The sequence below is a fragment of the Mycobacterium sp. ML4 genome, assembly GCF_054515735.1.
The window spans coordinates 185,848-211,956 of record NZ_JBTNSY010000008.1 but is presented as its reverse complement, the minus strand read 5'-3'; the positions used below and the strand labels follow the sequence as shown (position 1 = coordinate 211,956).

Genomic DNA, 26,109 nt, shown 5'->3' with positions numbered 1-26,109 from the left:
AGGTGATCACCGCCCGGGGTGGCGGCTGAATCGACGATGCACATGGGAGGGACGTTACGTGAGATACAAAACGCATGTCAAATCTCACGAAATCAAATTCGTATAACGGGCCTACCCCTCGCCCGACAGTGCGAATCGCCCATCGGCGGTTTGCGTCACCAAGCCGTCGGCCAGCAAGGAATACAGCGCGCGGTCGCGCTGGGCGATGTCGGTCAGCCACGCGACGTCCAGCTCGGCACGACTCACAGGAGAATCGTTGGCGCGCAACACATCCAGTAATCGGCCACGGACCTGGCGATCGGTTCCGGCGTAGGTCTGTGCCCGCCGAACCGGACCGGCGTTGGCGGGGTATCCGGCATTCCGCCATGCGCAATTCGCCAGCGGGCACACGCCGCACTTGGGCGCCCTGGCAGTGCACACGGTTGCACCAAGTTCCATCAGTGCGATCGAAAACTGGGGCGCCGCATCGCCATTCGGCAGCAAGGCACTGACGTCCGCGTGGTCGCGGGTGGCCGACGGTGCTCCGGCGTCGGCGCGTCCGTGGATGGCGCGGGCCACCACGCGACGAACGTTGGTGTCCACCACCGGAACGCGCTGCCGGTAGGCAAAGCACGCCACCGCCCGCGCGGTGTAGCTACCGACGCCGGGCAGTGTGAGCAGCGTTTCCACGTCGTCGGGGACGACGTCATCGTGGTCGCGGGCAATGACGACCGCGCACTCGTGCAGTCGTTTCGCCCGCCTCGGATATCCCAGCTTTCCCCAGGCCCGCAAAACGTCTGCGGCGCTGGCGGCCGCCGTTGCCGACGGTGTCGGCCAGCGCCGCACCCAGTCCGTCCAGATAGGCAGCACCCGCGCCACCGGCGTCTGTTGCAGCATGAACTCGCTGACCAGGATCTGCCACGCGCTGACCCCGGCGGCGCGCCAGGGCAGGTCCCGGCTCGACCGCTCGTACCAGACCACAAGATTGGTGACTGGTATGCCTATGGAGCCGATCACGAGCGAATCCGGCAGAATGGCTGATATGCCCAACAGCAACCCGGTAACCGCCTGGAAAGCACTCAAAGAGGGTAACGAGCGATTTGTCGCCGGCAAGCCCGCCCATCCAAGCCAGAGCGTCGACCACCGAGCCAGCCTGGCCGGCGGCCAGAACCCGACCGCCGTCATCTTCGGGTGCGCGGACAGTCGGGTCGCCGCCGAACTGATCTTCGACCAGGGTCTTGGAGACGTTTTCGTTGTCCGCACAGCCGGTCAGGCCATCGACAGCGCGGTGCTGGGCTCCATCGAGTACGCAGTCACAGTGCTCGACGTCCCGCTGATCGTGGTTCTGGGCCACAACAGCTGCGGCGCCGTGAAGGCCACCATCGAAGCGCTGGACAACGGTGCGATACCCGGTGGTTTCGTGCGCGACGTGGTCGAGCGCGTGGTCCCGTCGGTCCTGGCGGGCCGCCGCGACGGCCTGACTCGCATAGACGAGTTCGAGGCGCGCCACGTCTGCGAGACTTTGAAGCAACTCATCGGGCGTTCCACGGCCGTCTCGGAACGGGTGGACGCGGGCGTCCTGGCGTTGGCCGGCGTGACATACAACTTATCCGAGGGCAAGGCCGAGTTGATCGATCACATCGGCGACATCGGCGAGCAGGCACCTCAGGAGGCCGCGGTGTAGCCGCCACTAACACGCCCTCTGCCCAGCTAACCTGGCGACACGCCGAGTCGGGTCAGACGAGGACGCGTGACCTGGCCCTACCGTGGAAATGTGCTGGATCTGGAACCGCGTGGCCCGCTACCTACTGAGATCTACTGGCGGCGCAGGGGACTAGCCCTGGGCATCGCGGTCGTGGTGGTCGGGATCGTCGTCGCCACCGTCATCGCGTTGGTCAGCAGCAACACCGGGGCCAAGCCTGCCGAAAAACCCGCCTCGGCACCGAGTCATCCGGGCTCCAACGCGCCCCAGGCTCCGGCGACGCAGCAACCCGAGGCGCCGGCCACGGGAGTCCCGCCCGGCGTGGTGAACCCGGAGTCGCCCACTCCGACCGCCGCGGTGCAGCCGCCGCCGGTGCTCAAGGACGGCGACGATTGTCCCGACGCGACGCTGGCGGTCAAGGGACTGACGAACTCTCCCCAGTACTACATCGGTGACCAGCCGAAATTCACCATGGTCGTGACCAACATCGGCCTGGTGTCCTGCAAGCGCGACGTCGGCGCCGCGGTGTTGGCCGCCTATGTGTATTCGCTGGACAACAAGCGCTTATGGTCAAACCTCGACTGCGCGCCGTCCAATGAGACGCTGGTGAAGACCTTCACCCCCGGCGAGCAGGTCACCACCGCGGTGACCTGGACGGGCATGGGTTCAGCGCCGAAGTGCCCGCTACCGCGGCCGGCCATCGGGCCGGGTACCTACAACCTGGTGGTCCAGCTGGGGAACCTGCGGTCACAGCCGCTGCCGTTCGTGCTCAACCAGCCGCCGCAGCCGCCGGGCCCTGCGCCCGCCCCGGGCCCGGCGCTCGCGCCGCCGCCGGAGGCGCCGCCCGCGCAGGGCGGTCAGTGATCCGTCTTCGGCGTTAGTGATCGGTCGTCGGGTTCAGTGATCCATCAATGTTGACTCGGCCAGCTGAGACAGGCCCTCCCGCACATGGCGGGACCACATAGCCCCGATGCCGTCGACGGACTGCAGGTCGTTCGCGCTTGCCGCGAGCAGGCCCTGCAGCGTCCCGAAAGCGCGAACCAGCAGGTCCACATGGGCGAATTGCAGCCGCGGGATACCGGCCATCGCGCGGTATCCACGCGGGCTCAGCGCCGAATCCTGGGCTTCGGCCGTGGTCGGATATCCGAACACCTTTGCCAGCGCGGCGAAATCGAGCAACTCGGTGTCCGACAGACCGTCCAGCGCCTCCAGCGTGTCGGCGATCTGCGCTTTGGACGGCGGCTCCGGATTGGCGTGATAATCGCGCACGATCAACTCTCGGGCGGTGTCGTTGCCCCCTAGCAGTTCCTCTTGCTGTAGCCGCAGCTGGCGCCCGTCGGTCCCCAGTTCCACGGCGTCGTAGTCGATGGCCAGGCCGATACGACGGACCAGCTCCAGGCGCTGAACCACCGTCATGACATCACGCAGCGTGACGAAGTCTTCGATCTCAGCTCGCGACAGCTGCCTACTGACCTCGTCGAGCCTGGTCTTATAGCGCTCTAAGGTGGCGATGGCCTGATTGGCACGCGACAAGATGGTTGCGGAGTCGGTCAGCACATGACGCTCGCCGCCCACGTAGACGGTCACGATGTTCATCGAGTGGCTAACCGAGATCACCGGGTAGCCGGTCTGGATCGCCGCGCGTTCGGCCGAGCGGTGCCGCGTCCCCGATTCGTCGGTGGGTATCGACGGGTCGGGCACCAACTGCACGTTGGCCCGCACGATGCGGCTGCCGTCCGTCGACAGCACCACCGCGCCGTCCATTTTCGACAGTTCCCGTAGCCGGGTCGGCGCATAGCGCACGTCGAGCGAGAAACCGCCGTCGCATATCGCTTCCACGTTTTCGTCGTGGCCGAGCACTATCAGGGCGCCGGTGCGGCCACGCAGGATGCGTTCCAGGCCGTCGCGCAGCCCGGTGCCAGGAGCCAGTCGGGCGACGGCCTCACGCAGGGTCGGACGAGTCACAGCGAGCATTCTGCTATGGCGGACCGCTGCGCGGGACCCCTACCGGGAGCTGTCCAGCCGATGCGCCTGCGCGGGCCTCGCAGCACGGTCGTCGGCGATGTCGAGCAGATGCCGCAGCGCCTCGCCGATAGTTGGCGCGCTCAGCGCCCGCAGACCCGCCGGAATCGTCTTGCAGCCAGGAGGGATCAGCGCGATGGTGAAGCCTTGCCGGGCGGCTTCGGCCAGCCGCCGGTCCATCCCGTGCACCCGGCGCAGATCACCTGCCAGGCCCACCTCGCCGATCATCACCGCGGTGGTGGGCAACGGCAGGTTGGCGTACGCCGACGCCAGCGCGGTGGCGACCGCGAGATCCGAAGACGGGTCGGTCAACCGCATGCCACCCACGGTGGACAGGTAGATGTCATTGACGGCGAGCGCCAGACGGGCGTGCTTCTCCAGGACCGCGGTGATCATCGCGGCACGGGAATGGTCGATGCCGCTCACCGCACGCCGCGGCGAGCCACCGTTCGGGGTGGCCAGCAGGGCCTGCACCTCGCCGATGAGTGGACGCTTGCCGTCCAGGGTCACCGTGATTGCGGTACCGGGAACAGGTGTCGGCCGCTGATCGAGAAACAGGTTCGACGGGTCGGCCACCCCTTCGATCCCGTCGTCGCGCAAGAGGAAACATCCGACCTCATCGGCGGCGCCGAACCGGTTCTTGATGCCCCGTACCATCCGCAACGCGCCGTTGCGGTCGCCCTCGAAGTGCAGCACCACGTCGACGAGGTGCTCGAGGGAACGCGGCCCGGCGATGGCGCCGTCCTTGGTGACGTGCCCGACGAGGATCATCGCGACACCGTTGGCCTTGGCCGCCGCGGTCAGCGCGGCGGTGACCGCGCGGACCTGAGTGACCCCGCCGGCGACGCCGTCGGCCTCGGTAGTGGACATCGTCTGCACGGAGTCCACGATGACCAGAGCCGGGCGCACCGTGTCGATGTGCTCCAACACGGTGTGCAGGTCGGATTCGGCGGCCAGGTACACCTCCTCGCTGCCGCAGCCGATCCGGTCGGCCCGCAACCGGATCTGGCCCGCGGACTCCTCCCCGGAGATGTAGAGCGCCCGTCGCCCCCGCTGCGCCCAGCAGTGAGCGACCTCGAGTAACAACGTCGATTTGCCCACGCCGGGATCGCCGGCCAACAACGTCACCGAACCGGGAACCACACCCCCACCGAGTACCCGGTCGAGTTCGTCGACCCCGGTCGATCGATGCCGGCTGCTATCGGGTTCAACCGCGCTGATCGGCAACGCGCGCGACCCTGACGGCACCGAACGCTTGCCGTTGCCGACAGCGGCGAGTACGGCTACCTCCTCGACGGTGCCCCAGCTGCCGCAATCGACACAGCGTCCGACCCACTTGGCGCTGAGGTGGCGACATTCGGAGCAGCGGTACTGCGATCGCGCGTTGGCCACCCCATGACGGTATCGGCGGGAGGTGACAACTTTCGTTAAGGAACGCCGCCTGGCGGTCAGGCGTGGTTCGAACCCTCATGCGGTTGCGACAGGCCGGCCGAGACCGGAACCTGCACACTGGCCTCGCCGGCCTTCTCGAACATGAAGGTGAACTTGTAGGTCAGACCATTAGTGATCGGCTTCGTCAAGTTGACCGTGGCCTTGGCGGCCCCGTTGCCCTCGGCCGGTCCCGGCGCCACGGCCTGACCCTCCGGTGTTCCGATGATCAGCATCCTGCCGGCCGGCAGCTTGGCGTCACCGGTCACCGTGACGTTGCCGATCTCGCTGGTGATCCCGGTCAGCCGGTCGTTCACATCCGGTGAATTGTTGACGGCCACCAGCACCAGATCGACCGTCTTGCCGGGTTGCAGGAAGTCACCGGTCTGTTCGGCCTGGATGCGGATGTCGCGCAACGCCACGTTGTTGATGGTGACCCGGTTGCCGTTGACTGCTGGCTCCTGGGAGGCGGTCTGGGAGATCTGGCCGGTACCGCAACCACTCAGCGCGACCACGGCCAACGCGACAGCTGCCAACCAGGCGGTCAGCTTTGCCGGGCGGAATGGCAGGCGGATGTTCAAGTGGTTCACGCAATGCCTCCTGGTCGGCTCCGTATCCTGGGCCCGGAGCGCAATTCAACTATGCAGAGTAGTAGCACGGTACCGCCGACGGTAGCGGTGGGATACCCGATGTCATCCGCGGGTAGTTTTCCCCGGATCCCCGATGATATTGAGCTGCGCCGGGCAGCTATTCTCATAATCGCTTCCAGGCCCGTGCCCAAGGGGCCGGAGGCGCTACCGGCGCCGGGCAGGTCCCGGTTCCGGCAGGACCCCACTGCACGTCTAAGCCCGCCTGTCAACCCCTAAATTGCGCGTGGCGTGCCCCTGACCTGCACTGTTGATCCGCACGCGTTGGGCCGGCGTGTTAGACTGAACTAACGAAAGGGGCTCGAATCCTATGATCTTCAAGGTCGGTGACACCGTCGTCTACCCACACCACGGTGCTGCGTTAGTCGAGGCGATTGAAACTCGGACCATAAAAGGGGAGCAAAAAGAGTATCTCGTCTTGAAAGTTGCGCAGGGTGACCTGACCGTTCGAGTGCCTGCTGACAACGCCGAATACGTGGGCGTTCGCGACGTCGTCGGCCAGGAAGGCCTCGACAAAGTTTTCCAAGTCCTGCGTGCTCCCCACACCGAAGAACCCACCAACTGGTCCCGGCGTTACAAGGCCAATCTCGAGAAGCTCGCCTCCGGCGACGTGAACAAGGTCGCCGAGGTCGTGCGTGATCTGTGGCGTCGTGACCAGGAGCGCGGCTTGTCGGCGGGCGAGAAGCGGATGCTGGCGAAGGCCCGGCAGATTCTTGTCGGTGAGCTGGCGCTGGCCGAAAGCACGGACGACGCCAAGGCTGAGACCATTCTGGACGAGGTCCTGGCCGCGGCGTCCTGAACGGACATGTAGTTGCTGTAGTACCAGCCGCCGGGTCCGGCCGGCGGCTGGCCGCCGGTGTACCGAAAGCCTTTTACCAGCTTGAAGGGCAATCGCTGGTCGAGCGAGCGGTCGGCGGTCTCAGGGCATCCGGTGTCGTCGACACTGTCGTGGTCGCCGTACCCCCGGACCGTACCGACCAGGCCAAACTCATCCTGGGGCATCTTGCCACCGTCGTGGCCGGTGGCCCGACCCGCACGGAGTCGGTCCGACTTGCGTTGTCCGCGGTGGCCGAGTCAGCACCCGAATTCGTCTTGGTGCACGACGCGGCGCGGGCACTGACGCCGGCGCCGCTGATCGTCCGCGTGGTGTCGGCCCTACGGGCCGGCCACGGTGCCGTGGTGCCCGGGTTGCGGCTGGCTGACACCGTGAAAGCCGTAGACGCCAACGGGGTCGTGCTGGGCACCCCGCAGCGGGCGGGCCTGCGGGCGGTGCAGACTCCGCAGGGCTTTGCGACCGACGTGTTGGTGCGCGCCTTCGACGCCTCTGGGCACGCCGGTTCCGGCGATTTCACTGACGACGCATCCCTGGTGGAGTACATCGGCGGCCGGGTCCAGGTGGTCGACGGCGATCCGCTCGCGTTCAAAATCACGACTCCACTCGACTTGTTGCTGGCCAAGGCTATAGTGCGGCAGTGATGCAGATGCCTCGCGTCGGAATGGGCATCGACGTGCATCCGATCGAACCGGGCCGACCGTGCTGGCTGGTGGGGCTGCTGTTCCCCAGCGCCGACGGTTGCTCGGGTCACTCCGACGGCGACGTCGCCGTCCACGCATTGTGCGATGCCGTCCTGTCGGCTGCGGGCCTGGGCGACATCGGCGGCGTGTTCGGCGTGGGTGATCCTCGCTGGGAAGGTGTCAGCGGCGCCGACATGCTGAGGCACATCGTCGAGCTGCTGACGGAGCACGGCTTCTTGGTCGGCAACGCCGCGGTGCAGGTGATCGGAAACAGGCCGAAGATCGCATGGCGACGATATGAGGCGCAGGCCGTCCTCTCCCGGCTGCTCAACGCTCCGGTCTCAGTGGCGGCCACCACCACCGACGGCCTTGGCTTGACAGGGCGCGGCGAGGGACTGGCCGCCATCGCTACGGCTCTGGTGATTCCGCTTCGATAACACCGGCGGCCCGGCGCCCGCGGGCGCAGGCAGTAAGCTGGCACGTCGTGACCGATCGTGCCCAATTGCGGCTTCATGACACGGCGACGGGAGCCGTGCGTGATTTCGTGCCGCTGCGTGCCGGGCACGTCTCCATATACCAGTGCGGCGCCACCCCGCAGGGCCTGCCCCATATCGGGCATGTCCGCAGCGGCGTGGCCTTCGACATCCTGCGCCGCTGGCTGATCGCCCGCGGATACGACGTGGCGTTCATTCGCAACGTCACCGACATCGACGACAAGATCTTGAACAAGGCCGCCGCGGCGGGGCGGCCCTGGTGGGAGTGGGCCGCCACTCACGAGCGCGCTTTCACGGCTGCCTACGACGCTCTGGACGTGCTGCCGCCGTCTGCTGAGCCGAGGGCGACCGGCCACATCACCCAAATGGTCGAATTGATGGAACGTCTGATTCAAACCGATCACGCGTATGCCGCGGCGGGCGACGTCTACTTCGATGTGCTCAGCTATCCCGACTATGGCCAGCTGTCCGGGCACCGGATCGACGATGTGCACCAGGGCGAGGGTGTAGCGACCGGTAAACGCGACCAGCGCGACTTCACCCTCTGGAAGGGCGAGAAACCCGGCGAACCTTCCTGGCCGTCGCCATGGGGCCGCGGGCGTCCGGGCTGGCACATAGAATGCTCGGCGATGGCCCGCACCTACCTGGGGCCGGAGTTCGACATCCATTGCGGCGGAATGGATCTGATTTTCCCGCACCACGAGAACGAGATCGCTCAGAGTCGCGCGGCCGGGGACGGTTTCGCCCGATACTGGCTGCACAACGGCTGGGTGACAATGGGCGGCGAGAAGATGAGCAAGTCGCTGGGCAACGTGGTGGCCATCCCGGCGATGCTGCAACGGGTCCGGCCGGCCGAACTGCGTTACTACCTGGGTAGCGCCCACTACCGCTCGATGCTGGAGTTCACCGAGACCGCGTTGCGGGACGCTGTCAAAGCGTATGTGGGTGTGGAGGAATTCCTGCACCGCGTACGTAGCCGGGTGGGCGCCGTCTGTCCGGGCGAATGGACGCCGCGATTTGCCGCGGCGCTCGACGATGACCTGGCTGTTCCGATGGCGCTGGCCGAGATTCACCAGACACGCGCCGACGGCAACCGCGCGCTCGACGCCGGTGATCACGAAACCGCTTTGCAGAGCGCGGCTTCCATTCGCGCGATGATGGGGATCCTGGGCTGCGACCCGCTCGATGAGCGCTGGGAAACCCGCGACGAGACGTCGGCGGCGCTGGCTGCCGTCGACGTGCTGGTGCAGGCCGAGCTCGGTAACCGGAAAAAGGCGCGTGAGCAACGCAACTGGGCGCTGGCCGACGAGATCCGTGACCGGTTGAAGCAGGCCGGAATCGAGGTCACCGACACCGCGGACGGCCCGCAGTGGACGCTGGGCGGTGACGGCAAGTAGATGGCCGGCAACTCACAGCGCCGAGGGGCAATCCGCAAAGCCGGCAGCAAGAAAGGTCCCACCGTTGGATCGGGTGGCCAGCGCCGCCGCGCCCTGGAAGGCCGAGGTCCCACACCGCCGGCGCACATGCGTCCCAACCATCCCGCCGCCAGAAGCGCCAAACCCCAACAGCGGCGGCCCGCCAAGCCCGTCGACGAAGCTGAGACCGTCCTCGGTCGCAATCCGGTGGTCGAGTGTCTGCGTGCCGGGGTTCCGGCAACCGCCCTCTACGTCGCGCTCGGCGTAGAGGCTGACGAGCGGCTGACCGAATCGGTGGCCCGGGCATCCGACCGCGGCATCGCCATTCTCGAGGTGCCGCGCGCGGACCTTGACCGGATGACGGCCAACCACCTGCATCAGGGCGTCGCATTGCAGGTCCCGCCGTACGACTACGCCCACCCCGACGATCTGGTGACCAGCGCCCTGGAAACTCCGCCGGCGTTGTTGGTCGCTTTGGACAACATTTCCGACCCGCGAAACCTCGGCGCGATCGTGCGGTCGGTGGCGGCGTTGGGTGGGCACGGCGTGGTTATACCGCAGCGTCGTTCCGCGTCGGTCACGGCTGTCGCGTGGCGGACGAGCGCGGGGGCCGCGGCCCGGATTCCGGTGGCGAGGGCCACCAATCTCACCCGGACGCTTAAGGATTGGGCCGGCCGCGGATTGCGGGTAGTCGGGCTGGACGCCGGCGGCGACACCGTACTGGACGACCTGGACGGCAACGATCCGATGGTGATCGTCGTCGGATCGGAAGGCAAGGGGTTGTCCCGCCTGGTGCGGCAGAACTGCGACGAGGTGGTCTCCATTCCAATGGCCGGCCAGGCGGAATCGTTGAACGCGGCGGTGGCCGCCGGCGTCGTGTTGGCCGAAGTCGCGCGGCAACGCAGGAGCTGAGCAGCTGCCGCGTTCATTGACGTGCCGACGTCACGGCATTGCTTGGGCCCACGCGATATGTCCTTGAAGGCCAAGTGTTTTCGCCATGTCACGGTAGAGGTTACGGAAATCTGCCTGGGCTGCGTTTTCGCCGCGTCCTCGACCAGCCGCGCCGTTGACGCGCTGAGTATCACGCCCCCGACCCGATTGCGGTGTAACCCAGAGTGGCAGAACCAATTTCACCAGTGATGACCTAGCCGCAGTCCAACTCAACGCGCAAGCGCAGTTCGACGCCATCGCGGTGATCAGCTTGTGCGGCGAGCTGTGCGAAACCATGCGGCATGGCCAGCGCCGCCAGGCACGCCCGCACCGCGTGGTCCTCGAGGGCGGCCGGAGCGCCGAACACCGCCATGACGCCGTCTCCGGTGAACTTTTCCAACATGCCCCCGCAACGTCGCACCGCAGCCGCAAGCGCAACCTGGGTCGGTCATGATCTCTGGCGGCCGCTCCGCCCCGACACGCGGCGGCGATGTCCATCGAGTGGACGACGTCGGCAAACAGCACAGTGACCCGTTTGTACTCAGCCGTCGGGTTAGCCACGGTGGTCTGCGACCCGCACTCGTCGCAGAACTTGGCACTCGCGCAAATCGGAGCCGCACTTCGAGCACAACAGGACGAAGGTCATGCCAGCATGGGCTCGCCTATCCCGACCGTCCCAACAATAGGCCCGGAAACGTGGGTGAGCGCTTCGCCGGTCCTGCGTGATTTCTGTGAACGTTCACAGGAACTGGTGTCCGCATAGTGAACTCAAAGATTTGAACTGTCGACGTGGCGGGGGATCCGGCAGAACATCCCCCACCTGTTTTCGCAGGTCGCGACTTCCAAGTGTGCCACTTTGTTTAACTCAGGCTGAACAAAAGTTTGCATGGAGTGAATTGTTGGGGCTATCGGTTTCTGTGCCCTGGCTTTCAATCTACTGTCTTTTGCATGAGACGGCCCAGAAGTCCTGGACCAACTACGGCAAGTGGGGGTACTATGTCGCACTTTTTCGGTGTCAAGTCTGCCGACAGCCGTTAGGCAACCGTCTCAAACCAACGGCAACACAAGTCAACCCATCCGGGGTGTTGTAGCCAATCCCGCAGGATCTCATCGGAGGAATTCGCATGTCTTTTGTACGTACCTTGCCGGAGCACTTGACGGCAGCCGCCAGCAACCTGCAGTCACTCGGCGCGGCCCTGAACGTAGGCAGTGCGGCCGCGGCCGGCCCGATCACCGGGGTGGTTCCCGCGGCCGTCGACGAGGTGTCGATCCTGACGGCGGCCCAGTTCGCCACGCACGGCCAGCGGTTTCAGGAAATGAGCGAGCAGGCGGCCAGGATCCAGGCGATGCTGGCAGCCAATTTGGCAACAAACGGGGCAAGCTACGCCGAGACCGAGGCGGCCAACGCCGCGTTGGCGCATTGAGCGGCCTGAGTCGATAGGGAGTCATAGCGATGGTGGATTACGGCTTGTTGCCGCCCGAGATCAATTCCGCGCGCATATACGCCGGCCCGGGTGCGGCCTCGATGGTGAGCGCAGCGGTGGCATGGGAGAACCTGGCCGCTGACTTCGCGGCTGCGGCGTCTGGACACCGTTCGGTGATCGAGGCGCTGACGAGCGGGCCGTGGTTGGGTCCGGCGTCGGCGAAGGTGGTATCGGCTGTCTCGCCCTTCATCACCTGGCTGAGCACCAGCTCCGAGCAGGCCGCGGAAACCGCGAGCCAGGCGGCCGCCGCTGCGGCCGCCTACGAGAGGGCGTTCGCCGCCAGTGTGCCTCCGCCCCTGATCACGGCCAACCGCACGATGCTGCAGCAGTTGATCGCCACGAACCTCCTCGGCCAGAACAGTTCGGCGATCTCAATGCTGGAAGCACAGTACGCCGAATTCTGGGCGCAAGATGCCGGGGCGATGTACAACTATGCCGGCAGTTCAGCGGCGGCAACCAAGTTGACACCGCTGGCGGCACCGGCGGCGGTGGTGGACCCGCTCGGGGCATACGACCAAGCGTGGTCGGCGTTGAAGGCCGGCAATGCGAGCCTTCAGAGCCAGCTCAACAATGTGAGTGCAGCAGTCGGCCCCCGTTTCGGCGACATAGTGAAAACCCTGTCCACACCGCTCAACGGCCAGGGCGCGGCGCTCGATGCCTGGATTGTCGCCAACACCCCGTTCGACGACATCGTTCCCCTATACAGCAAGTACCTCTCGCCGTACGTCAACTCCCTGGCGGCCATGATTCAGTCGACGCAGACTGTCGGGCAGAACACCAGCGGTTGGTCGGGTATCGGGAACCTCGCGAACACGCTGCTCAAGCCGGCCGCTCCGGCGGCCGCCAAGGCGGCCGAAGGTGCGGCGCAGGCCGCGGCCGGCGCAGGGCAGGCCGCCTCGGGTGCCGCAGGCAACCTCGGAGCAGGTCTCGGCGGCGTTGCCGGCAGCCTGGGTAAAGCCTTGCCGATCGGCGGCCTGTCCGTTCCGGCGAATTGGGTACCCTGGCACGCCACCACGAATCCCGGTGTGGCGGCGGCGATTCCGGCCGCGGCCGAAGGCGGTAACAGCTTCCCGATGGCTCCGCCGCTGGGGCAGTTCGTCAACGGTGGTTACGGACGTAACGTGCCGCAATACGGCTTCAAGCCCTCGGTCATGGCCAAGCCGCCGGCCGCCGGTTAACCGGCCGATCATCAACACGGGGATAACAAGCGATGATCGACTATGGTCTCTTGCCGCCCGAGGTCAACTCCGGGCGCCTGTATACCGGTCCGGGGGCAGGTCCGCTGTTGGCTGCTGCGGCAGCGTGGAGCGGGTTGGCTGCGGACCTCCAGGTCGCCGCGGCGGGGCATCGGTCGGTGCTTTCCGAGCTGACCGGCGGTCCGTGGGTAGGTCCGTCGTCGGCGGCACTGGTCGCGGCGGCAGCACCCTTCATCAGCTGGCTGGACGGTGGTGCCGAGGATGCGGGGCAAGCGGCGACTCAGGCGTTCGCCGCTGCCGCCGCCTACGAAACGGCGTTCGCGGCGTCCGTTCCGCCACCGGTGATCGCGGCGAACCGGGCACTATTGGCGGCGCTGGTCGCGACGAACTTTCTCGGGCAGAACACTCCGGCGATCGCGGCGACCGAGGCTCTCTATCTCGAGTTCTGGGCCCAGGATGCGGCGGCCATGTACAACTATGCGGGCAGTTCGGCGGCAGCGACTCAGCTGACCGAGTTGCCGCAGCCGGCCGAAGTGGTGGACCCTGGCAGCCTGGCCGACCAGACTGTCGCCGCGGTCAAGAGCGCTGGTGATGCCGTCCAGGCCCAGCTCAACGGCATGGGAGCCCAGGTGGCGTCGCGAGTCGGCGATATCCTGCAGACGCTGTCGTCACCGCTGAATGGCCAAGGTGCGGCTATCGACCAGTGGATTATCGACAACACGCTGTTCGACGATATCGTTCCGCTCTATAACAAGTATGTCTCGCCTTACCTGAGTGCATTCGCCCAGGGTTTGCAGGACACGCTGTTCGTCGGTGATGAAACCGCCGGCTTCGCCAAGCTCGGCAGCGTTGCCAGCGATTTCGCCTCCGCTGCGCAGGCGGCCGAGAAGGCAGCGCAGGCGGCGGCCGCCGCCGTGCCCAAACTCTCCGGCAGCTTCGGCGGCGTGGCGGCGGGTCTGGGCAAGGCTGTACCGCTCGGCAGCGGGTTGTCTGTGCCGGTGAGCTGGACGTCGGCGACCGGTTCTGCCACCTCAGGGGTGACGGCCGTCAGCAACGCGACCTCGATTTCGGCCGCCGCCGAAGGCGCGGTCGGAAGTATGCCGGTAGCCCCGCCCTTCGGTCAGTTCGTCAATGCCGGTAACGGGCGTCGGACTCCCGCCTACGGGCATCGGCTGACCTTCATGACCAGACCACCGGCGGCCGGCTAGCGCCGACCGCGTCATCGGGGTGGCAGCGAAACCCAGGGATCTTCGCGTCGGAATACCGTAGGCATCTGCACGACGACGCCGTCGCGCGCGGCCAGCTCATCGAGGACACGGATGGAGACATCCAAATCATCTCCAGCAAAAGGTAAGGCGCGCAGCGGCTTTGACAGTGGACGAAAGAAGTCGTCCCAGTGGATCGGGATGATCCGACGGGCTCCGACCGCGCGAACCGTCGCATCCCAGTATTCTGCGATGTAGGCGCGTGGCTGCAGGCCGAGCTGACCCACGCTGAGATAGACGGCGTCGGCGCGCATGCCATTCAGTGCGCCGGCGACGTAACCGGCACTGCCCTGGATAAGCAGCCGGCGCCCCGACGGCCGGTGGTGGATCAGTGTCGACCAGGCTTCGCCACAACGGTAGGCGGATGCCTTCACCGGTGGCCGGACCGGAGCGTCGATTGTCCCCGGGAACCGGTCAGGCGGACAGTGGTGCGACTCGATGAGCGTAACGTCGTAGGCGCCCAACGTCATTGGTTCACCGGAGACCGCGACGACGATCCGTTCCGCGGACAGCCCGTAGCCGCGACCCACATTGGCGGCCGACTCGCCCCCCACCAGTTGGGCGCCGGTGCGGTCGGCGACCAGCGCGGAGTCCAGGGCGTGGTCGATGTGGGTATGTACGGGAATTACCGCGGCGAGCCGGGATGTTTTGGCCCGGGCCAGGCAACCGTCCACGCGCGCCGGTGCCGGTGCCACCTTCCCGGCCGCCACCCGTGCCAGGCCCGGACGGGAGAAGTAGCCATCGGTCATCAATGCCGAAGATCCGTCATCGACGAGAACCGTCGCAACGCCCATCCACGTCACCGAAACCGGTGAATCATGATCTGCCGCCGGTACATTGAAGCGGTCAGCATACTGCGTCAGGTTCGGGCGACCCAGTTTCAGCCGCATCAGCAGAACGCTCCGATCTCGACACCAGCCGCGCGGAGCTGGTCACGCACCGCTGTGGCGATCTGCACCGCCCCGGGCGAATCGCCATGTACACAAACAGATTCCGCCGTCAGGCGCAGCCTCGTTCCGTCAATCGCGGCTACTTCGCCGCTTCTCACCATGGTCAGCACCCGGCGCGCTATCACCGTCGGATCGTCCAGTACTGCTCCGGGTTCCCGGCGGGGGACCAATCGACCGTCGGATTGGTAGGCACGGTCGGCGAATACCTCCGCCACCGTGCGCAGACCGCGACGGTCGGCTTCGTCGAAGAATGCCGAACCCGCCATGCCGAGCACCGGCAAGGACGGGTCCACCGTCGCCACCGCTTCGGCCACTGCCGCGGCCTGATCCCGGTGCGTGACGATCGAGTTGTACAACGCACCATGGGGTTTGACATAGGCAACCGCGGAGCCGGCCACCTGCGCGAGTGCCTGTAACGCGCCGATCTGAAACACCACGTCGGCGAGCAGGTCTTCCGCGGCGACGTCGATGAAGCGGCGTCCGAACCCGGCCAGGTCCCGGTAACTCACCTGCGCGCCAATCCGCACTCCGCGCTCGGCGGCCGAACGGCACACCCGCAGCAGCCCGGCGGGGTCGCCCGCGTGGAAGCCGCACGCCACGTTGGCACTGCTCACGATGCCCAGCATGGCGTCGTCGTCACCGAGTTGCCAGATACCGAATCCTTCGCCCAGGTCGGCGTTCAGATCGATGGTGACCATTCGGCCAGCTTAGAAGGGAGCGTTGCCTACAGCTTGGCCACCTTGCTCGCGATCTGGCTGGCAATGGAGGTTGCGGACGGACCGGTCTGGTCGTACCCGCAGGTGACTATGTCGATGGCCAGGTTGTTCCGAACGGTCAGCGCCCGCTGGCAGGTCCAGCCGTCGCCGCCTTCCTGGGCCTGGGAACTGGTCAACATCCCGTTGTCGACGGTGACGTCGCCCACCGTCCAGATGGTGTCCGGCTGGTTGGGACTGACATCGTTGAACCGGCGGTTGGAACAGGCCTTCCAGCTCTGAATCGAGGAATTGTAGAAGTTGCTGGCGTCCTTGGCGTTTGGAAAGGCCACCACCGCCTGAATTGCGTAATGCTTGCGCTTCTTGGAGTCGTCGATGCTGTCGTCGAGCCGCTGCCCACGCATCGACGTCCATCCGGTGCCGGCATACACCTTGTCCTGCGCCGCACCGTCAACCGCCAGGCAGTTCTTGTCGTCGACGTTCTTGCTCCAATCCCACATGCCCTTGGCGTTGAACCAGACCTTCATCGACGTGGCGCCGAGGGCGGTGTTGATCTGGCTCGCGTCCAGCATCAGGCCGTCGAGCGCACTGACAGGTATCGGTGTCTGATTCGCCAGGCCGGCATTCGCGCCGGCGGCAGCGGTCCCGTCCACGACCTTTGTGCAGCCGGCAACCAGCATGCACGCGCCGGCCAGCACGGCGATCTGCAAGCGCACGTGGTCCCCCTCCCAATCCCGCACCCCGGTTCGCGGGCAGTCTCACCAGCCTAATGTTGCGCTCAGCGGTGTCGCCCGAGCAGCCGGCAAGAGACATAGATGAGAAACGAAATTGCGGCTACGAACACCGAAACCGGAACGCCGGGTGCCAGCGACAGCAGGATTCCTCCGACCGCTGCGATTTCGGCGAACAGCACCGAGGCGGCGATCGCCGCCACCGGCGCATTGACTACGCGGGCAGCCGCGGCGGCTGGCGTGATCAGCAACGACATCACCAGCAGCGCCCCGACGATCTGGACGGCTTGGGCGGCCACCACACCGACTAATGCGGCGAATACGATGCCCAAGCCGCGCACCGGAACGCCGCGGGCTTCGGCGACGTCGGGGTCGACCGTAGCGAACAACAATGGCCGGGCGCAGATCGTCAGCACGACGATGACCAGTGCACACACCACTGCCAACGTGGCCAGCCCGGAGTAGCCGACTCCGACGATCTGGCCGGTGAGCAAGGCAAAGCTGGTCCCGGTACGTCCCGGGTACAGGTGGATGAACAGCACCGCCAAGCCCAGCCCGAAAGCCAGCACCACACCGATTACCGAGTCGCGCTCCCGTGCCCGCTGCCCCAGGATGCCGAACAGCGCTGCCGCCAGGGCACTGCCGACCAGCGCACCGATCCCCACCTGAAGACCGGTCAGCAGGGCGAACGCCGCGCCGGTCAGCGACAATTCGGCCGAACCGTGTACGGCGAACGACATCTGGCGCATCACGATGAACGGCCCGATCAGCCCGGCCACCAGCCCCAGCAGGACCGCCGCGACCAAGGCCTGCTGAACGAAGTCGTGCCTGAGCAGATGGGCGGTCAGTTCGAAAGAGAACAGGTGGTCCAACGTCTCGGCCAGGCGCTCGCTCATCCGACCTGCCCCTCGGGAGCTCCGACGACGAAGTAGCGGTCTTTCACCTTCACCACCTCGATGTCGGCGTGATACAGCTCCGAAAGCGTCTCGGCCGTCATCACCTGCTCGACGCTGCCTACCCGGAAGCGGCCGTCGACCAGATACATCACCCGGTCCACGTACGGCAGCAGCGGGTTGACCTCGTGGGTCACGACGATCACCGCCGTCTGACACTCGCATCGTCGCCGGTCGATCAGTTCGGCGACCAGTTTGGCGTTGGCCGGGTCCAAAGTAAGCAGCGGCTCGTCGCACAGCATGAGCGCCGGGTCGGTGGCAAGCGCGTGTGCGATACGCACCCGTTGCAGCTCGCCGCCGGACATCACTCCGACCCGTACATCGGCCAACCGCTCCGCGTTGACCTGACGCAGCGCCTGCTGCACGGCCGCACGGCGACGGGCCCGATCTGCGGACCGCAGCGGCAGCGGCCCCCAGCGATGTCCGTCCACCCCCAGAGCCACCAGATCGCGCCCGCGCAACATTACTTCCCGGTCGATCGGATGATGCTGCGGCACATACCCGATGGGGCCCTCGACGCGAACCAGACCGGCGCTCAGCGGCAGCTGCCCGAGCAAGACTTTGAGCAGCGACGTCTTACCGGCGCCGTTGGGCCCCAGCACCGCGATGAACTCACCGGCAGCCACCGACAGTTCGAGGTGGTCCCACAGCACCCGGTCACCGAAGGCCAACCGGGCACCGGCCAGCGCGACCAAGGGACGGCTCACGGATGCGCTCGCCTAACTGTGGGGGCTCGAGTGCAGTGCGGCCGCCAGTTGAGCGACGGTGTTGCGTTGCCAGGTCAGGTAATCGCAACCGCCGGGCAGGGTTTCGGAGACCTCGGTCACGGGAACGCCGGCTGCGCGGGCGGCGGCCTGCAGGTCGGCGGTCGCAGCAGTCGCGGTCTGCGGATTGACCAGCAAGGCTGACACCTCTCGGTGGTTGACCAGGTCCAGGGCCGACGCCATGTCTGCCGGAGCCGGATCGGCGTCGTTCTCGTTGGCCGTGGCGAAGCCGACCGGAGTGCGGTTGATCAGCCCCGACGCGGTCAGCAGGTAGTGCACGACCGGCTCGGTGGCAATAACCCCGGCGGCCGGGTAGGCGGTGGCGATGGCCCGCTCGGAGTTGGCGATCGCGTCCGCGCCGCGCCCGAACTGGGCCGCGTTGGCACGGTAGTCCGCGGAGTTGGGCGGGTCGAGGATGGCCAGCCTCTCAGCGATCGCGATGGCCACCGCCTTGGCGACGTTGAGGTTGTAGAAGACGTGCTCGTCGGGTGCGTCGCTCACCGTTCCCAGGTAGGAGTAGGCGTCGATCGCGTGGATGCCGGGGTGACCGGCCAGCACCCGGTCCACCCATGGGTCAAATCCGCCACCGTTGTAGATCACCAGATCGGCATCGGTCAGCGCTGCGGCGTCGGCCGGAGTTGCCTGATAGGAATGCGGGTCGGCGTCCGTGCCGGTCAGGATGGACTTGACGGCGATGTGGTCACCCGCCACGGCGCGCGCGACGCTTCCCCAGACGTCGGTCGATGCCACCACGGCGACCGCGCCCGGGTGGTCCGGTCCACTGGTTGCGCAGCCTGCCAATGCGGCCGAGCAGACCAGGCAGACAGCAAGCCACATCCGCACGTCGCATCCTCTCGCCGGGCCGGCAGGCCGACCCATAATACTAATGAAAATCGTTTCCATTATAAAGTCGTCGAGGCAACCCACCCGAAGCCTTGATGCGCGTGGCCGCAGATCCGTTGTAGCGTCACCGAACGTGAGTCCCATACCGCGAAGGCGGGCGACTCTGGCGTCGTTGGCAGCCGAGCTCAAAGTGTCGCGCACGACGATCTCGAACGCCTTCAACCGGCCGGACCAGCTCTCGCCAGAACTCCGTGACCGGGTGTTCGCCACGGCCAAGCGCCTGGGCTATGCGGGACCGGACCCGGTGGCGCGTTCCCTGCGCACCCGCAAAGCCGGCGCGGTGGGCCTGGTGATGACCGAACCGCTGACCTATTCCTTCAGCGACCCGGCGGCACGCGACTTCGTTGCGGGAGTCGCTCAGTCGTGTGAGGAGCTGGGCCAGGGCCTGCTGTTGGTGGCGGTGGGCCCGAGTCGCAGCATCGAGGATGGCACCTCGGCCGTGTTGGGGGCAGGGGTGGACGGGTTTGTGGTCTATTCGGTGCGCGACGACGATCCCTATCTGCAGGTGGTCCTGCAGCGGCGGCTGCCGGTGGTGGTGGTCGATCAGCCCGCGGACCTGCCCGGGGTGTCGCGGGTGGGCATCGACGACCGGGCGGCCATGCGCGAGGTGGCCCAGTACGTGCTGGGTCTGGGGCATCGGGAGATCGGGTTGCTCACCATGCGATTGGGCCGGGACCGCCGTCAGGGCCTGGTGGATGCCGAGAGGCTGAAGTCACCGACCTTCGACGTTCAGCGCGAACGCATCATCGGTGTCTGGGAGGCGATGACCGCCGCCGGCGTGGACCCGGGTTCGCTGACCGTGGTGGAAAGCTACGAGCACCTGCCGACCTCGGGTGGCGACGCCGCCCGGGTCGCGTTGGACGCGAATCCCCGCATCACGGCACTGATGTGCACGGCCGACATCCTTGCTCTCTCAGCGATGGATTACCTTCGCGCACACGGCATTTACGTCCCGGGGCAGCTTACGGTCACCGGCTTCGACGGCGTCGAGGACGCGTTGGCCCGCGGTCTGACCACCGTCGCGCAGCCCAGCCTGCAGAAGGGCCGTCGTGCGGGTGAGTTGGTGCTCAATCCACCGCGCTCGGGCCTGCCGGCGGTCGAACTACTCGCCACCGAGCTGATCCGCGGGCGTACTTCGGGGCCGCCCGCCTAGCCAGATGGTCGCGACCCGTCCCCCGCAAGCGGGAGGTGCCCCCAGCGACCGGCCTACTGCCGCTCTTGCGATCGCGACTAGCAGTTCTCGTGATCGCCGATGAGCAAGCGCATGGCAAGGTCGAGGCGCTTGCTCACGTCCGTGGCCGAAGCGCGCCGCGTGAGCCAGGCCAGCAGGTTGGACAGCCAGACGTCCGAGATCACCCTGGCGATGTGGTATTGGTCCTCGGTGGGCTCTCCGTCGCTCATCGCGCGGGCGAACATGCTGTCGATCAGTTTCTCGACCTGGTCCACTTCGCTGGCCGCCGACGCGTCGGCGAACACGTAGGCCCGGGTCATCGCCTCCGTCAGCAGTGGATTGCGCTGCATCGCGCGGTTGAGCTTGCCCACCATGAAATTCAGCCGCTGGAACGGCGTGCCGCCGGTCACCGCCGACCGGTCGGTCTTGGCGTCGATGCGGCTGAACTCGCGGCCCAGTGCCGACACCAGCAGGTGCACCTTCGACGGGAAGTAGCGGTACAGCGTCCCCACGGCCACGTCGGCCCGATCCGCCACCGCCCGCATCTGCACCGCCTCATAGCCGCCCTTGGAAGCGATAGCCATGGTGGCGTCCAGGATGCGTTTGCGGCGTTCGCGTTGCGCTTCCGAGCCCAGCTCGGACTCAGCCAGTACGGCCATGTTCACAACCTCGCGCGGTCGGCCGTCGGGCGACATGTGGCAGGCAGCTCCTCGTGCGGGCGATTCAATCGCGAACGATACGCATTATCCGCGGAAATCTCCCACCTCCTCAACGCTGGGCCAACCTCGTGTACTGGCCTGATGACCACGACTTGACGGTTGATTGGTTCCACTATTAGAACACGTTCTAGTGTGGACGAAAGATTTCTTGGTATGTGAATTTGACGACGCGGAGGACTGCTGGTGGTAGCGACCGTCACCGATGAACAGTTCGCGGCGCGCGAACTGGTGCGCGACTGGGCCCGCAGCGCGGCGTCGGGGCAGACCGCGAGTGTGGCGGTTCGCGCCGTTGAGCAGGGCGACGCCGAGGCATGGCGCCCGGTATTCGCCGGATTGGCAGAGCTCGGGCTTTTCAGTGTTGCGGTCGCCGAGGGCAGCGGTGGCGCCGGGGGCAGCATCGGCGACCTGTGCGCCATGGTCGAGGAAGCCGCAAAGGCGCTGGTACCGGGACCGGTCGCGACAACCGCGCTGGCAACTCTCGTCGTCACCGACGTCGATCTGCTGGGTGCACTCATGGCGGGCGAACGCTTCGCCGGACTGGCGCTCGAGGGTGACGTGACATTTGCCGGCGGGAAGGCGTCCGGTTCGATTCCGTTTGCGCTCGGCGCGGCTGCCGGTGCGGTGCTGTTGTTGCCGGCCGGCGGGAAGTGGCTGTTGGTCGACCTGGACGCCGACGGGGTGGTGCTGGAACCATTGCCGGCAGCCGACTTCTCCCGGCCCCTGGCCCGGGTGGAGCTGACCTCGGTGGCGGCCGCGGTGCTGGAGGCACCCGGTCTGCGCGATCTGGCCGCGACCCTGCTGGCCGCTGAAGCGGCCGGTATCACCCGTTATGCGCTGGAAACCGCCGTCGCCTACGCCAAGGTGCGTGAGCAGTTCGGCAAGCCCATCGGCAGCTTTCAGGCCATCAAGCACATCTGCGCCCAGATGCTGTGCCGGGCCGAGCAAGCCGAGGTGGCTGCCATGGATGCGGCGTGCGCCGCCGCGGACTCAGATTCCCAGCAGTTCGCCATTGCGGCGGCAGCAGCCGCCGCCATCGGAATCGCCGCGGCCAAGGCCAACGTCAAAGACTGCATCCAGGTGCTCGGCGGCATCGGCTGTACCTGGGAACACGACGCGCATCTGTACCTGCGTCGCGCCCACAGCATCAGCCGCTTCCTGGGCGGTCTCGAGCACTGGCTACGCAGGGTCGCCGCCCTGACCCAGTCCGGCGTGCGGCGCAAACTGTCCGTCGACCTCACCGAGGTCGAAGGGCAGCGCGCGGAGATTGCCGCGGCCGTCGCCGAGGTGGCCGCGCTACCCGCCGAGAAACGACAGGTGGCGCTGGCCGAGGCTGGGCTGCAGGCACCACACTGGCCGGCGCCCTACGGCCGCGCCGCGGGACCGGCCGAGCAGCTGTTGATCGATCAGGAGATGGCTTCGGCCGGCGTCGAGCGGCCGGACCTGGTGATCGGGTGGTGGGCGGCACCGACCATTCTCGAGCACGGCACGGCCGAGCAGATCGAGCGATTCGTCCCCGCCACCCTGCGCGGTGACTTCCTGTGGTGTCAGCTTTTTTCCGAGCCCGGGGCCGGTTCGGATCTGGCGTCGTTGCGCACCAAGGCCGTGCGGGCGGACGGTGGGTGGCTACTCACCGGGCAGAAGGTCTGGACGTCGGCCGCGCACAAGGCCGCCTGGGGGGTGTGCCTGGCCAGGACGGACCCGGTGGTACCGAAACATAAGGGCATCACGTATTTCTTGGTCGACATGAAATCGCCGGGCATCGAGATCCGGCCGCTTCGGGAGATCACCGGTGACTCGTTGTTCAACGAAGTGTTTCTGGACAACGTCTTCGTTCCGGACGAGATGGTCGTCGGTGCCGTCAACGACGGCTGGCGGCTGGCGCGCACCACGCTGGCGAATGAGCGGATCGCGATGGCAACCGGAACGGCGCTGGGCAATCCGATGGAGGAACTGCTCCGGGTGTTGTCTGAGATGGATCTCGATGCGGCGCAACAGGATCGGCTGGCCAGGTTGATCCTGCTGGCACAGGCCGGGGCGTTGCTCGATCAGCGCATCGCCACGCTGGCCGTCGGTGGCAGGGACCCGGGGGCGCAGTCCAGCGTGCGCAAGCTGATCGGGGTGCACTACCGGCAGGAGCTTGCCGAATTCGCCATGGATGTGTCCGAGGGCGGCGGCTTGGTGCGCAACCGCGCGGTGTTCGATTTCCTCAATACCCGGTGCCTGACCATCGCCGGGGGTACCGAGCAGATCCTGCTCACCGTGGCCGCCGAGCGGTTGCTGGGGTTGCCGCGCTAGCAGTTTGGCGGGAGCGCGCAGGGCCTGCGCGCGGTGCCACCTCGCCGAGTCCTTCTACGGCGCCTTCTCACAGCGCCATGTCACCGAGCCTTCGCACAGCGCCACCTCGCCGAGGCTGCATTGTTGCAGGGCGTTACTCGCACTTTCGCTGCAGATTTGCAGTTTGGGCGGGCGTTGTCGGACCTCGGGGCCAGTATCGGGGCCATGACGGCCGTGGTGTTCAAGGGCAATGAAGCGATCGAGCGCGGGGAGCTCACCCGACACGAGCTGCGGCGGTGGTACCGTCCGATCTTCCCCGGGGTTTATAGCCCGGCGGGACAACAGCTTTCGCTGCGACAGCGGACCGAGGCTGCGTGGTTGTGGTCGCGGCGCTGTGGGGTGGTGTCCGGTGTTGCGGCCTCGGCACTGCACGGTGCGCAGTGGGTGGACGCCGATGTGCCCATTGAGCTGACCTGGTCCGTTACTCGATCACCGGGCGGAATCGTCGCACGTAATCAACTGTTGGCGGACGACGAAATCAGACGGGTAGCGGGTTTGCCTGTCACCTCTTTGGTGCGAACGGCATACGACCTTGGACGTCTGCTGCCGCGCGGGCAGGCGGTCGAGCGTTTAGACGCCTTGATTCGCGCGACGCGGGTCTCCCCTGAGGCTGTGCTCACGTTGGCGGAGCGGTACCCGGCAGCACGAGGCATCCGAAGACTAAGGGCTGTAATGGATCTCGTCGACGGCGGCGCCGCCTCGCCCAAGGAAACCGAATTGCGTCTGTTGTTGATCGATGCCGGGTTTCCGAGACCGGTGACCCAGATCCCGATCGTCATCAACTACCGCACCTTCGCCGTGCTCGACATGGGCTGGCCTGAGTTCGGTGTCGCGGTCGAATATGACGGCGACGAACATCGGATCTCGCGCCAGCGGTACGCCTGGGACCAGAAGCGGCTGCGCAAGCTTCAGGAGCTGGGCTGGATTCTGGTCCGCGTGATTGCCGAGGACACGCGCGTGGATGTCCTCGAACGTGTCACGAGGGCGCTCGTGGCGCGCGGCTGGCAGCAGGAAGGGGAGCGTGCGCTGGCGGGGTGAAGCTGTCGTTCGCCGAGGCTGTGTTTTTGGCGGGTGTTACTCGCACTTCCGCTGCAAATTTGCAGTCTGGATGAACTGCGCGGCCGCCCGCAGGCTGGGCCTGGCAACCTACGAGAAGTTCGTCTGCGCGCAGGTGCTGGGCGAGGTGAGGTTGACGCCCGGGTAGACCACCTGCATGTGGGTGCACACGAAGACCATCACGTTGGTCATCGGCTGGCCGGTCGCCCAGCTCGTCGAATCGATGACGCCGGTGGTCTGGTATTTGTCCGGAGGGCCCTCGCCGAAGTAGACGGTGGTGATCACGTCGCCCCCGCCGGTCTTCATGACCCGCTCGAACTGGCTGGTGGCGTGGGCATCCAAATAGGCCAACCGGCTGTTGGAGCGGACCTCGGTCGTTTGCCGCGCCCACAGACCGGGGGGGAAGCCGGCTGGGCCGTCGGGCGTCATCAGGTTCGCCCCCGCGACGAAGTCGCAGCTGCCGTTGCCGTGGCAGTCGACGATGCTGTGCGTCTGGATCTGGGTCGCTTCGTCGACGGGAAACAGGGTGGTCGCGGTATTGCTGGCAGCCGCCGCCATCGGAAGGGGCATCGTCACGATCAGCCCAGCCACAGCCAGACCCGGTACCAGCCGCTTCATTCGGCTCCCCTTCCCACAGTTGTGTGACTACTCGTCGTAGGTCACTTCCACCGAATCAGATTCCGGGTGAGATTGACAGGCCAGAATCAGCCCGTCGTCGAGGTCCTGCTGTTCGAGCACGTCATTGACTTCCATACGCACTTTGCCGCTGCGCAGGGTCGTTGCGCACGCTCCGCAGTGGCCCTCCCGGCACGAGAACGGCGCGTCCAGGCCTTTGGCCAACAGCACGTCCAGCAGTTTGGCGCTGCGCGGCCAGGACACGGTGTGGGTCTCGCCGTCGAGTTCCACCACGGCGGTGGCCGGCGCCTCGTCACCGTCGTCCTCGATCTTGACGGCCGCGAACGGATCGGAATCCAGCGACTTGAAAACCTCGATGTGCACTTGCCGCGCAGGTACTTTGAGTGTGTCCAGGGCACTTCGCACGGCTTCCATGAACGGCCCGGGCCCGCAGATGAAGGCGGGGCGGCTGGTGAACGGGGCGGCCAGCGCCGCCAGCGCGGCCGCGCTCGGAAGTCCCTGCAGCGATTCCAGCCAGTGCACCACGGTGAGGCGGTCCGGATACTTGGCGGCCAGCTCGCGCAGTGCATCCCGGAAGATGACCGAACGGTCGTCCCGGTTGGCGTAGACCAGCATCACCTGCCCGCTGCCTTCGGACAGCGCCGACTTGCAGATGGACATGATCGGGGTGATCCCGCTGCCCGCGGCGAGTAGCAGAAAGTCGTCGTCCAGCGTCTTGGGTACGAAGGTGCCCGACGGGGCAAGCACGTGGATCCGCATGCCCGGGTGCGCGTTGTCGCACAGCCAGTTCGACGCATAGCCGTCCGCGGTGCGCTTGACCGTCACCGTCGGCGAGTCGTCGGTGAACGGCGAACTACACAATGAGTAGCAACGCGCCACCGACCCCGTGCGGTCGCTGGGTACCCGCAGCGTCAGGAACTGACCGGGAGCGTAACGCAGCCGCTCGGCGGGGACGGGCGCGTCGCTCGGGACCGCGAACACCAACGACCGTGCGTCGTCGGTCTCGGCGACGACCTCGGCGATTTCCAGCTGCAGGACGTGGTCGCCGAGCGGCTCGTCGGGTGCTTGGTCCAGATCCGCCTCGGTCAAGGCGCTTCCTCTC

At 66.6% G+C, this 26,109-nt stretch carries 27 protein-coding genes; 13 read left to right on the top strand and 14 right to left on the bottom strand.

All coding sequences use genetic code 11. The features are described 5' to 3' along the window. Positions 1-111 precede the first annotated feature (111 nt). The gene (locus tag ACX9NE_RS11495) at positions 112-1,023 is read right to left on the bottom strand and encodes an HhH-GPD family protein (protein ID WP_459361889.1); all 912 of its coding nucleotides are present in this window, start codon (positions 1,021-1,023) and stop codon (positions 112-114) included. Between ACX9NE_RS11495 and ACX9NE_RS11490 the strand changes: the two genes are divergently transcribed. Both ACX9NE_RS11490 and ACX9NE_RS11485 read left to right on the top strand, forming a co-directional pair. Further along, positions 1,022-1,663: a carbonic anhydrase gene (locus tag ACX9NE_RS11490; protein WP_459361675.1), complete on the top strand. Its 642-nt coding sequence runs from the start codon at positions 1,022-1,024 to the stop codon at positions 1,661-1,663. The two genes, ACX9NE_RS11495 and ACX9NE_RS11490, sit on opposite strands and share 2 nt — an antisense overlap. 90 nt (positions 1,664-1,753) lie before the next feature. After that, a complete protein-coding gene (locus ACX9NE_RS11485) occupies positions 1,754-2,545 on the top strand; it encodes a hypothetical protein (protein WP_459361891.1) in 792 nt (263 codons plus the stop codon). 33 nt (positions 2,546-2,578) lie between these two features. Here ACX9NE_RS11485 and disA read toward each other — a convergent pair whose 3' ends face one another. The 3 genes from disA to ACX9NE_RS11470 are packed head-to-tail and all read right to left on the bottom strand — an operon-like array spanning position 2,579 to position 5,721. Next, positions 2,579-3,655, bottom strand: coding sequence for a DNA integrity scanning diadenylate cyclase DisA (gene disA, locus ACX9NE_RS11480; protein ID WP_459361676.1), 1,077 nt, complete (start codon positions 3,653-3,655; stop codon positions 2,579-2,581). A 30-nt stretch (positions 3,656-3,685) separates the two neighbouring features. Next, on the bottom strand, positions 3,686-5,095 hold the full coding sequence (gene radA, locus ACX9NE_RS11475; protein ID WP_459361677.1) for a DNA repair protein RadA: 1,410 nt from the start codon (positions 5,093-5,095) through the stop codon (positions 3,686-3,688). Positions 5,096-5,151: 56 nt separating this feature from the next. Further along, positions 5,152-5,721, bottom strand: a complete 570-nt coding sequence (locus tag ACX9NE_RS11470; protein WP_459361678.1) for a hypothetical protein — start codon at positions 5,719-5,721, stop codon at positions 5,152-5,154. Between the two features lie 367 nt (positions 5,722-6,088). Between ACX9NE_RS11470 and carD the strand changes: the two genes are divergently transcribed. From carD to rlmB, 5 genes are read left to right on the top strand one after another with little or no spacing between them, the layout of a single operon-like run. Beyond that, positions 6,089-6,577, top strand: coding sequence for an RNA polymerase-binding transcription factor CarD (gene carD, locus ACX9NE_RS11465; RefSeq protein ID WP_007166539.1), 489 nt, complete (start codon positions 6,089-6,091; stop codon positions 6,575-6,577). Continuing rightward, on the top strand, positions 6,574-7,254 hold the full coding sequence (gene ispD, locus ACX9NE_RS11460) for a 2-C-methyl-D-erythritol 4-phosphate cytidylyltransferase (RefSeq protein ID WP_459361893.1): 681 nt from the start codon (positions 6,574-6,576) through the stop codon (positions 7,252-7,254). Before carD ends, ispD begins: the two co-directional genes overlap by 4 nt. Then, on the top strand, positions 7,251-7,730 hold the full coding sequence (gene ispF, locus ACX9NE_RS11455) for a 2-C-methyl-D-erythritol 2,4-cyclodiphosphate synthase (RefSeq protein ID WP_459361679.1): 480 nt from the start codon (positions 7,251-7,253) through the stop codon (positions 7,728-7,730). The genes ispD and ispF overlap by 4 nt, the downstream gene beginning before the upstream one ends. A gap of 47 nt (positions 7,731-7,777) precedes the next feature. After that, a complete protein-coding gene (gene cysS / locus ACX9NE_RS11450) occupies positions 7,778-9,184 on the top strand; it encodes a cysteine--tRNA ligase (RefSeq protein WP_459361680.1) in 1,407 nt (468 codons plus the stop codon). Then, positions 9,185-10,114: a 23S rRNA (guanosine(2251)-2'-O)-methyltransferase RlmB gene (gene rlmB / locus ACX9NE_RS11445; RefSeq protein WP_459361681.1), complete on the top strand. Its 930-nt coding sequence runs from the start codon at positions 9,185-9,187 to the stop codon at positions 10,112-10,114. It abuts the gene before it with no gap. Positions 10,115-10,346: 232 nt separating this feature from the next. On the opposite strand, the gene ACX9NE_RS11440 is transcribed toward rlmB, so the two are convergent. Continuing rightward, positions 10,347-10,535 carry a hypothetical protein gene (locus ACX9NE_RS11440; protein WP_459361682.1) on the bottom strand — a complete coding sequence of 63 codons (189 nt, stop codon included), beginning with the start codon at positions 10,533-10,535 and terminating at the stop codon, positions 10,347-10,349. Between the two features lie 721 nt (positions 10,536-11,256). On the opposite strand from ACX9NE_RS11440, the gene ACX9NE_RS11435 reads away from it, so the two are divergent. The 3 genes from ACX9NE_RS11435 to ACX9NE_RS11425 are packed head-to-tail and all read left to right on the top strand — an operon-like array spanning position 11,257 to position 14,020. Then, positions 11,257-11,556: a PE family protein gene (locus tag ACX9NE_RS11435; RefSeq protein WP_459361683.1), complete on the top strand. Its 300-nt coding sequence runs from the start codon at positions 11,257-11,259 to the stop codon at positions 11,554-11,556. Positions 11,557-11,585: 29 nt separating this feature from the next. Continuing rightward, a complete protein-coding gene (locus ACX9NE_RS11430) occupies positions 11,586-12,794 on the top strand; it encodes a PPE family protein (RefSeq protein ID WP_459361684.1) in 1,209 nt (402 codons plus the stop codon). 32 nt (positions 12,795-12,826) lie between these two features. Next, positions 12,827-14,020 (top strand): PPE family protein, encoded by a 1,194-nt coding sequence (locus ACX9NE_RS11425; protein ID WP_459361685.1) that lies wholly within the window; start codon positions 12,827-12,829, stop codon positions 14,018-14,020. Positions 14,021-14,031: 11 nt separating this feature from the next. Here the strand turns inward: ACX9NE_RS11425 and ACX9NE_RS11420 are convergent, their stop codons facing one another. The 6 genes from ACX9NE_RS11420 to ACX9NE_RS11395 all read right to left on the bottom strand — a co-directional run bounded on the left by ACX9NE_RS11420 (position 14,032) and on the right by ACX9NE_RS11395 (position 19,025). Then, on the bottom strand, positions 14,032-14,967 hold the full coding sequence (locus ACX9NE_RS11420; RefSeq protein ID WP_459361686.1) for an MBL fold metallo-hydrolase: 936 nt from the start codon (positions 14,965-14,967) through the stop codon (positions 14,032-14,034). After that, entirely contained in the window at positions 14,967-15,725 is a 759-nt protein-coding gene (locus ACX9NE_RS11415) for a LamB/YcsF family protein (RefSeq protein WP_459361687.1), read from the bottom strand. Before ACX9NE_RS11415 ends, ACX9NE_RS11420 begins: the two co-directional genes overlap by 1 nt. A gap of 26 nt (positions 15,726-15,751) precedes the next feature. Next, entirely contained in the window at positions 15,752-16,420 is a 669-nt protein-coding gene (locus tag ACX9NE_RS11410) for a sensor domain-containing protein (RefSeq protein WP_459361894.1), read from the bottom strand. Positions 16,421-16,518: 98 nt separating this feature from the next. Then, the gene (locus ACX9NE_RS11405) at positions 16,519-17,367 is read right to left on the bottom strand and encodes a metal ABC transporter permease (protein WP_459361688.1); all 849 of its coding nucleotides are present in this window, start codon (positions 17,365-17,367) and stop codon (positions 16,519-16,521) included. Then, the gene (locus ACX9NE_RS11400) at positions 17,364-18,131 is read right to left on the bottom strand and encodes a metal ABC transporter ATP-binding protein (protein WP_459361689.1); all 768 of its coding nucleotides are present in this window, start codon (positions 18,129-18,131) and stop codon (positions 17,364-17,366) included. Before ACX9NE_RS11400 ends, ACX9NE_RS11405 begins: the two co-directional genes overlap by 4 nt. A 12-nt stretch (positions 18,132-18,143) precedes the next feature. Beyond that, positions 18,144-19,025: a metal ABC transporter solute-binding protein, Zn/Mn family gene (locus tag ACX9NE_RS11395; protein WP_459361895.1), complete on the bottom strand. Its 882-nt coding sequence runs from the start codon at positions 19,023-19,025 to the stop codon at positions 18,144-18,146. A 139-nt stretch (positions 19,026-19,164) separates the two neighbouring features. Between ACX9NE_RS11395 and ACX9NE_RS11390 the strand changes: the two genes are divergently transcribed. Continuing rightward, on the top strand, positions 19,165-20,244 hold the full coding sequence (locus tag ACX9NE_RS11390; protein WP_459361690.1) for a LacI family DNA-binding transcriptional regulator: 1,080 nt from the start codon (positions 19,165-19,167) through the stop codon (positions 20,242-20,244). A gap of 77 nt (positions 20,245-20,321) precedes the next feature. Here the strand turns inward: ACX9NE_RS11390 and kstR are convergent, their stop codons facing one another. Further along, entirely contained in the window at positions 20,322-20,921 is a 600-nt protein-coding gene (gene kstR, locus ACX9NE_RS11385; protein ID WP_459361897.1) for a cholesterol catabolism transcriptional regulator KstR, read from the bottom strand. Between the two features lie 243 nt (positions 20,922-21,164). On the opposite strand from kstR, the gene ACX9NE_RS11380 reads away from it, so the two are divergent. Both ACX9NE_RS11380 and ACX9NE_RS11375 read left to right on the top strand, forming a co-directional pair. Then, positions 21,165-23,276, top strand: a complete 2,112-nt coding sequence (locus tag ACX9NE_RS11380; RefSeq protein ID WP_459361691.1) for an acyl-CoA dehydrogenase family protein — start codon at positions 21,165-21,167, stop codon at positions 23,274-23,276. 204 nt (positions 23,277-23,480) lie between these two features. Then, positions 23,481-24,353 carry a hypothetical protein gene (locus ACX9NE_RS11375; RefSeq protein ID WP_459361692.1) on the top strand — a complete coding sequence of 291 codons (873 nt, stop codon included), beginning with the start codon at positions 23,481-23,483 and terminating at the stop codon, positions 24,351-24,353. Between the two features lie 108 nt (positions 24,354-24,461). Here the strand turns inward: ACX9NE_RS11375 and ACX9NE_RS11370 are convergent, their stop codons facing one another. Both ACX9NE_RS11370 and ACX9NE_RS11365 read right to left on the bottom strand, forming a co-directional pair. Beyond that, positions 24,462-24,989, bottom strand: coding sequence for a hypothetical protein (locus tag ACX9NE_RS11370; RefSeq protein ID WP_459361693.1), 528 nt, complete (start codon positions 24,987-24,989; stop codon positions 24,462-24,464). 27 nt (positions 24,990-25,016) lie between these two features. Further along, complete coding sequence (locus ACX9NE_RS11365; RefSeq protein WP_459361694.1) at positions 25,017-26,096, bottom strand: 2Fe-2S iron-sulfur cluster-binding protein; 1,080 nt, start codon at positions 26,094-26,096, stop codon at positions 25,017-25,019. Positions 26,097-26,109: the final 13 nt, after the last annotated feature.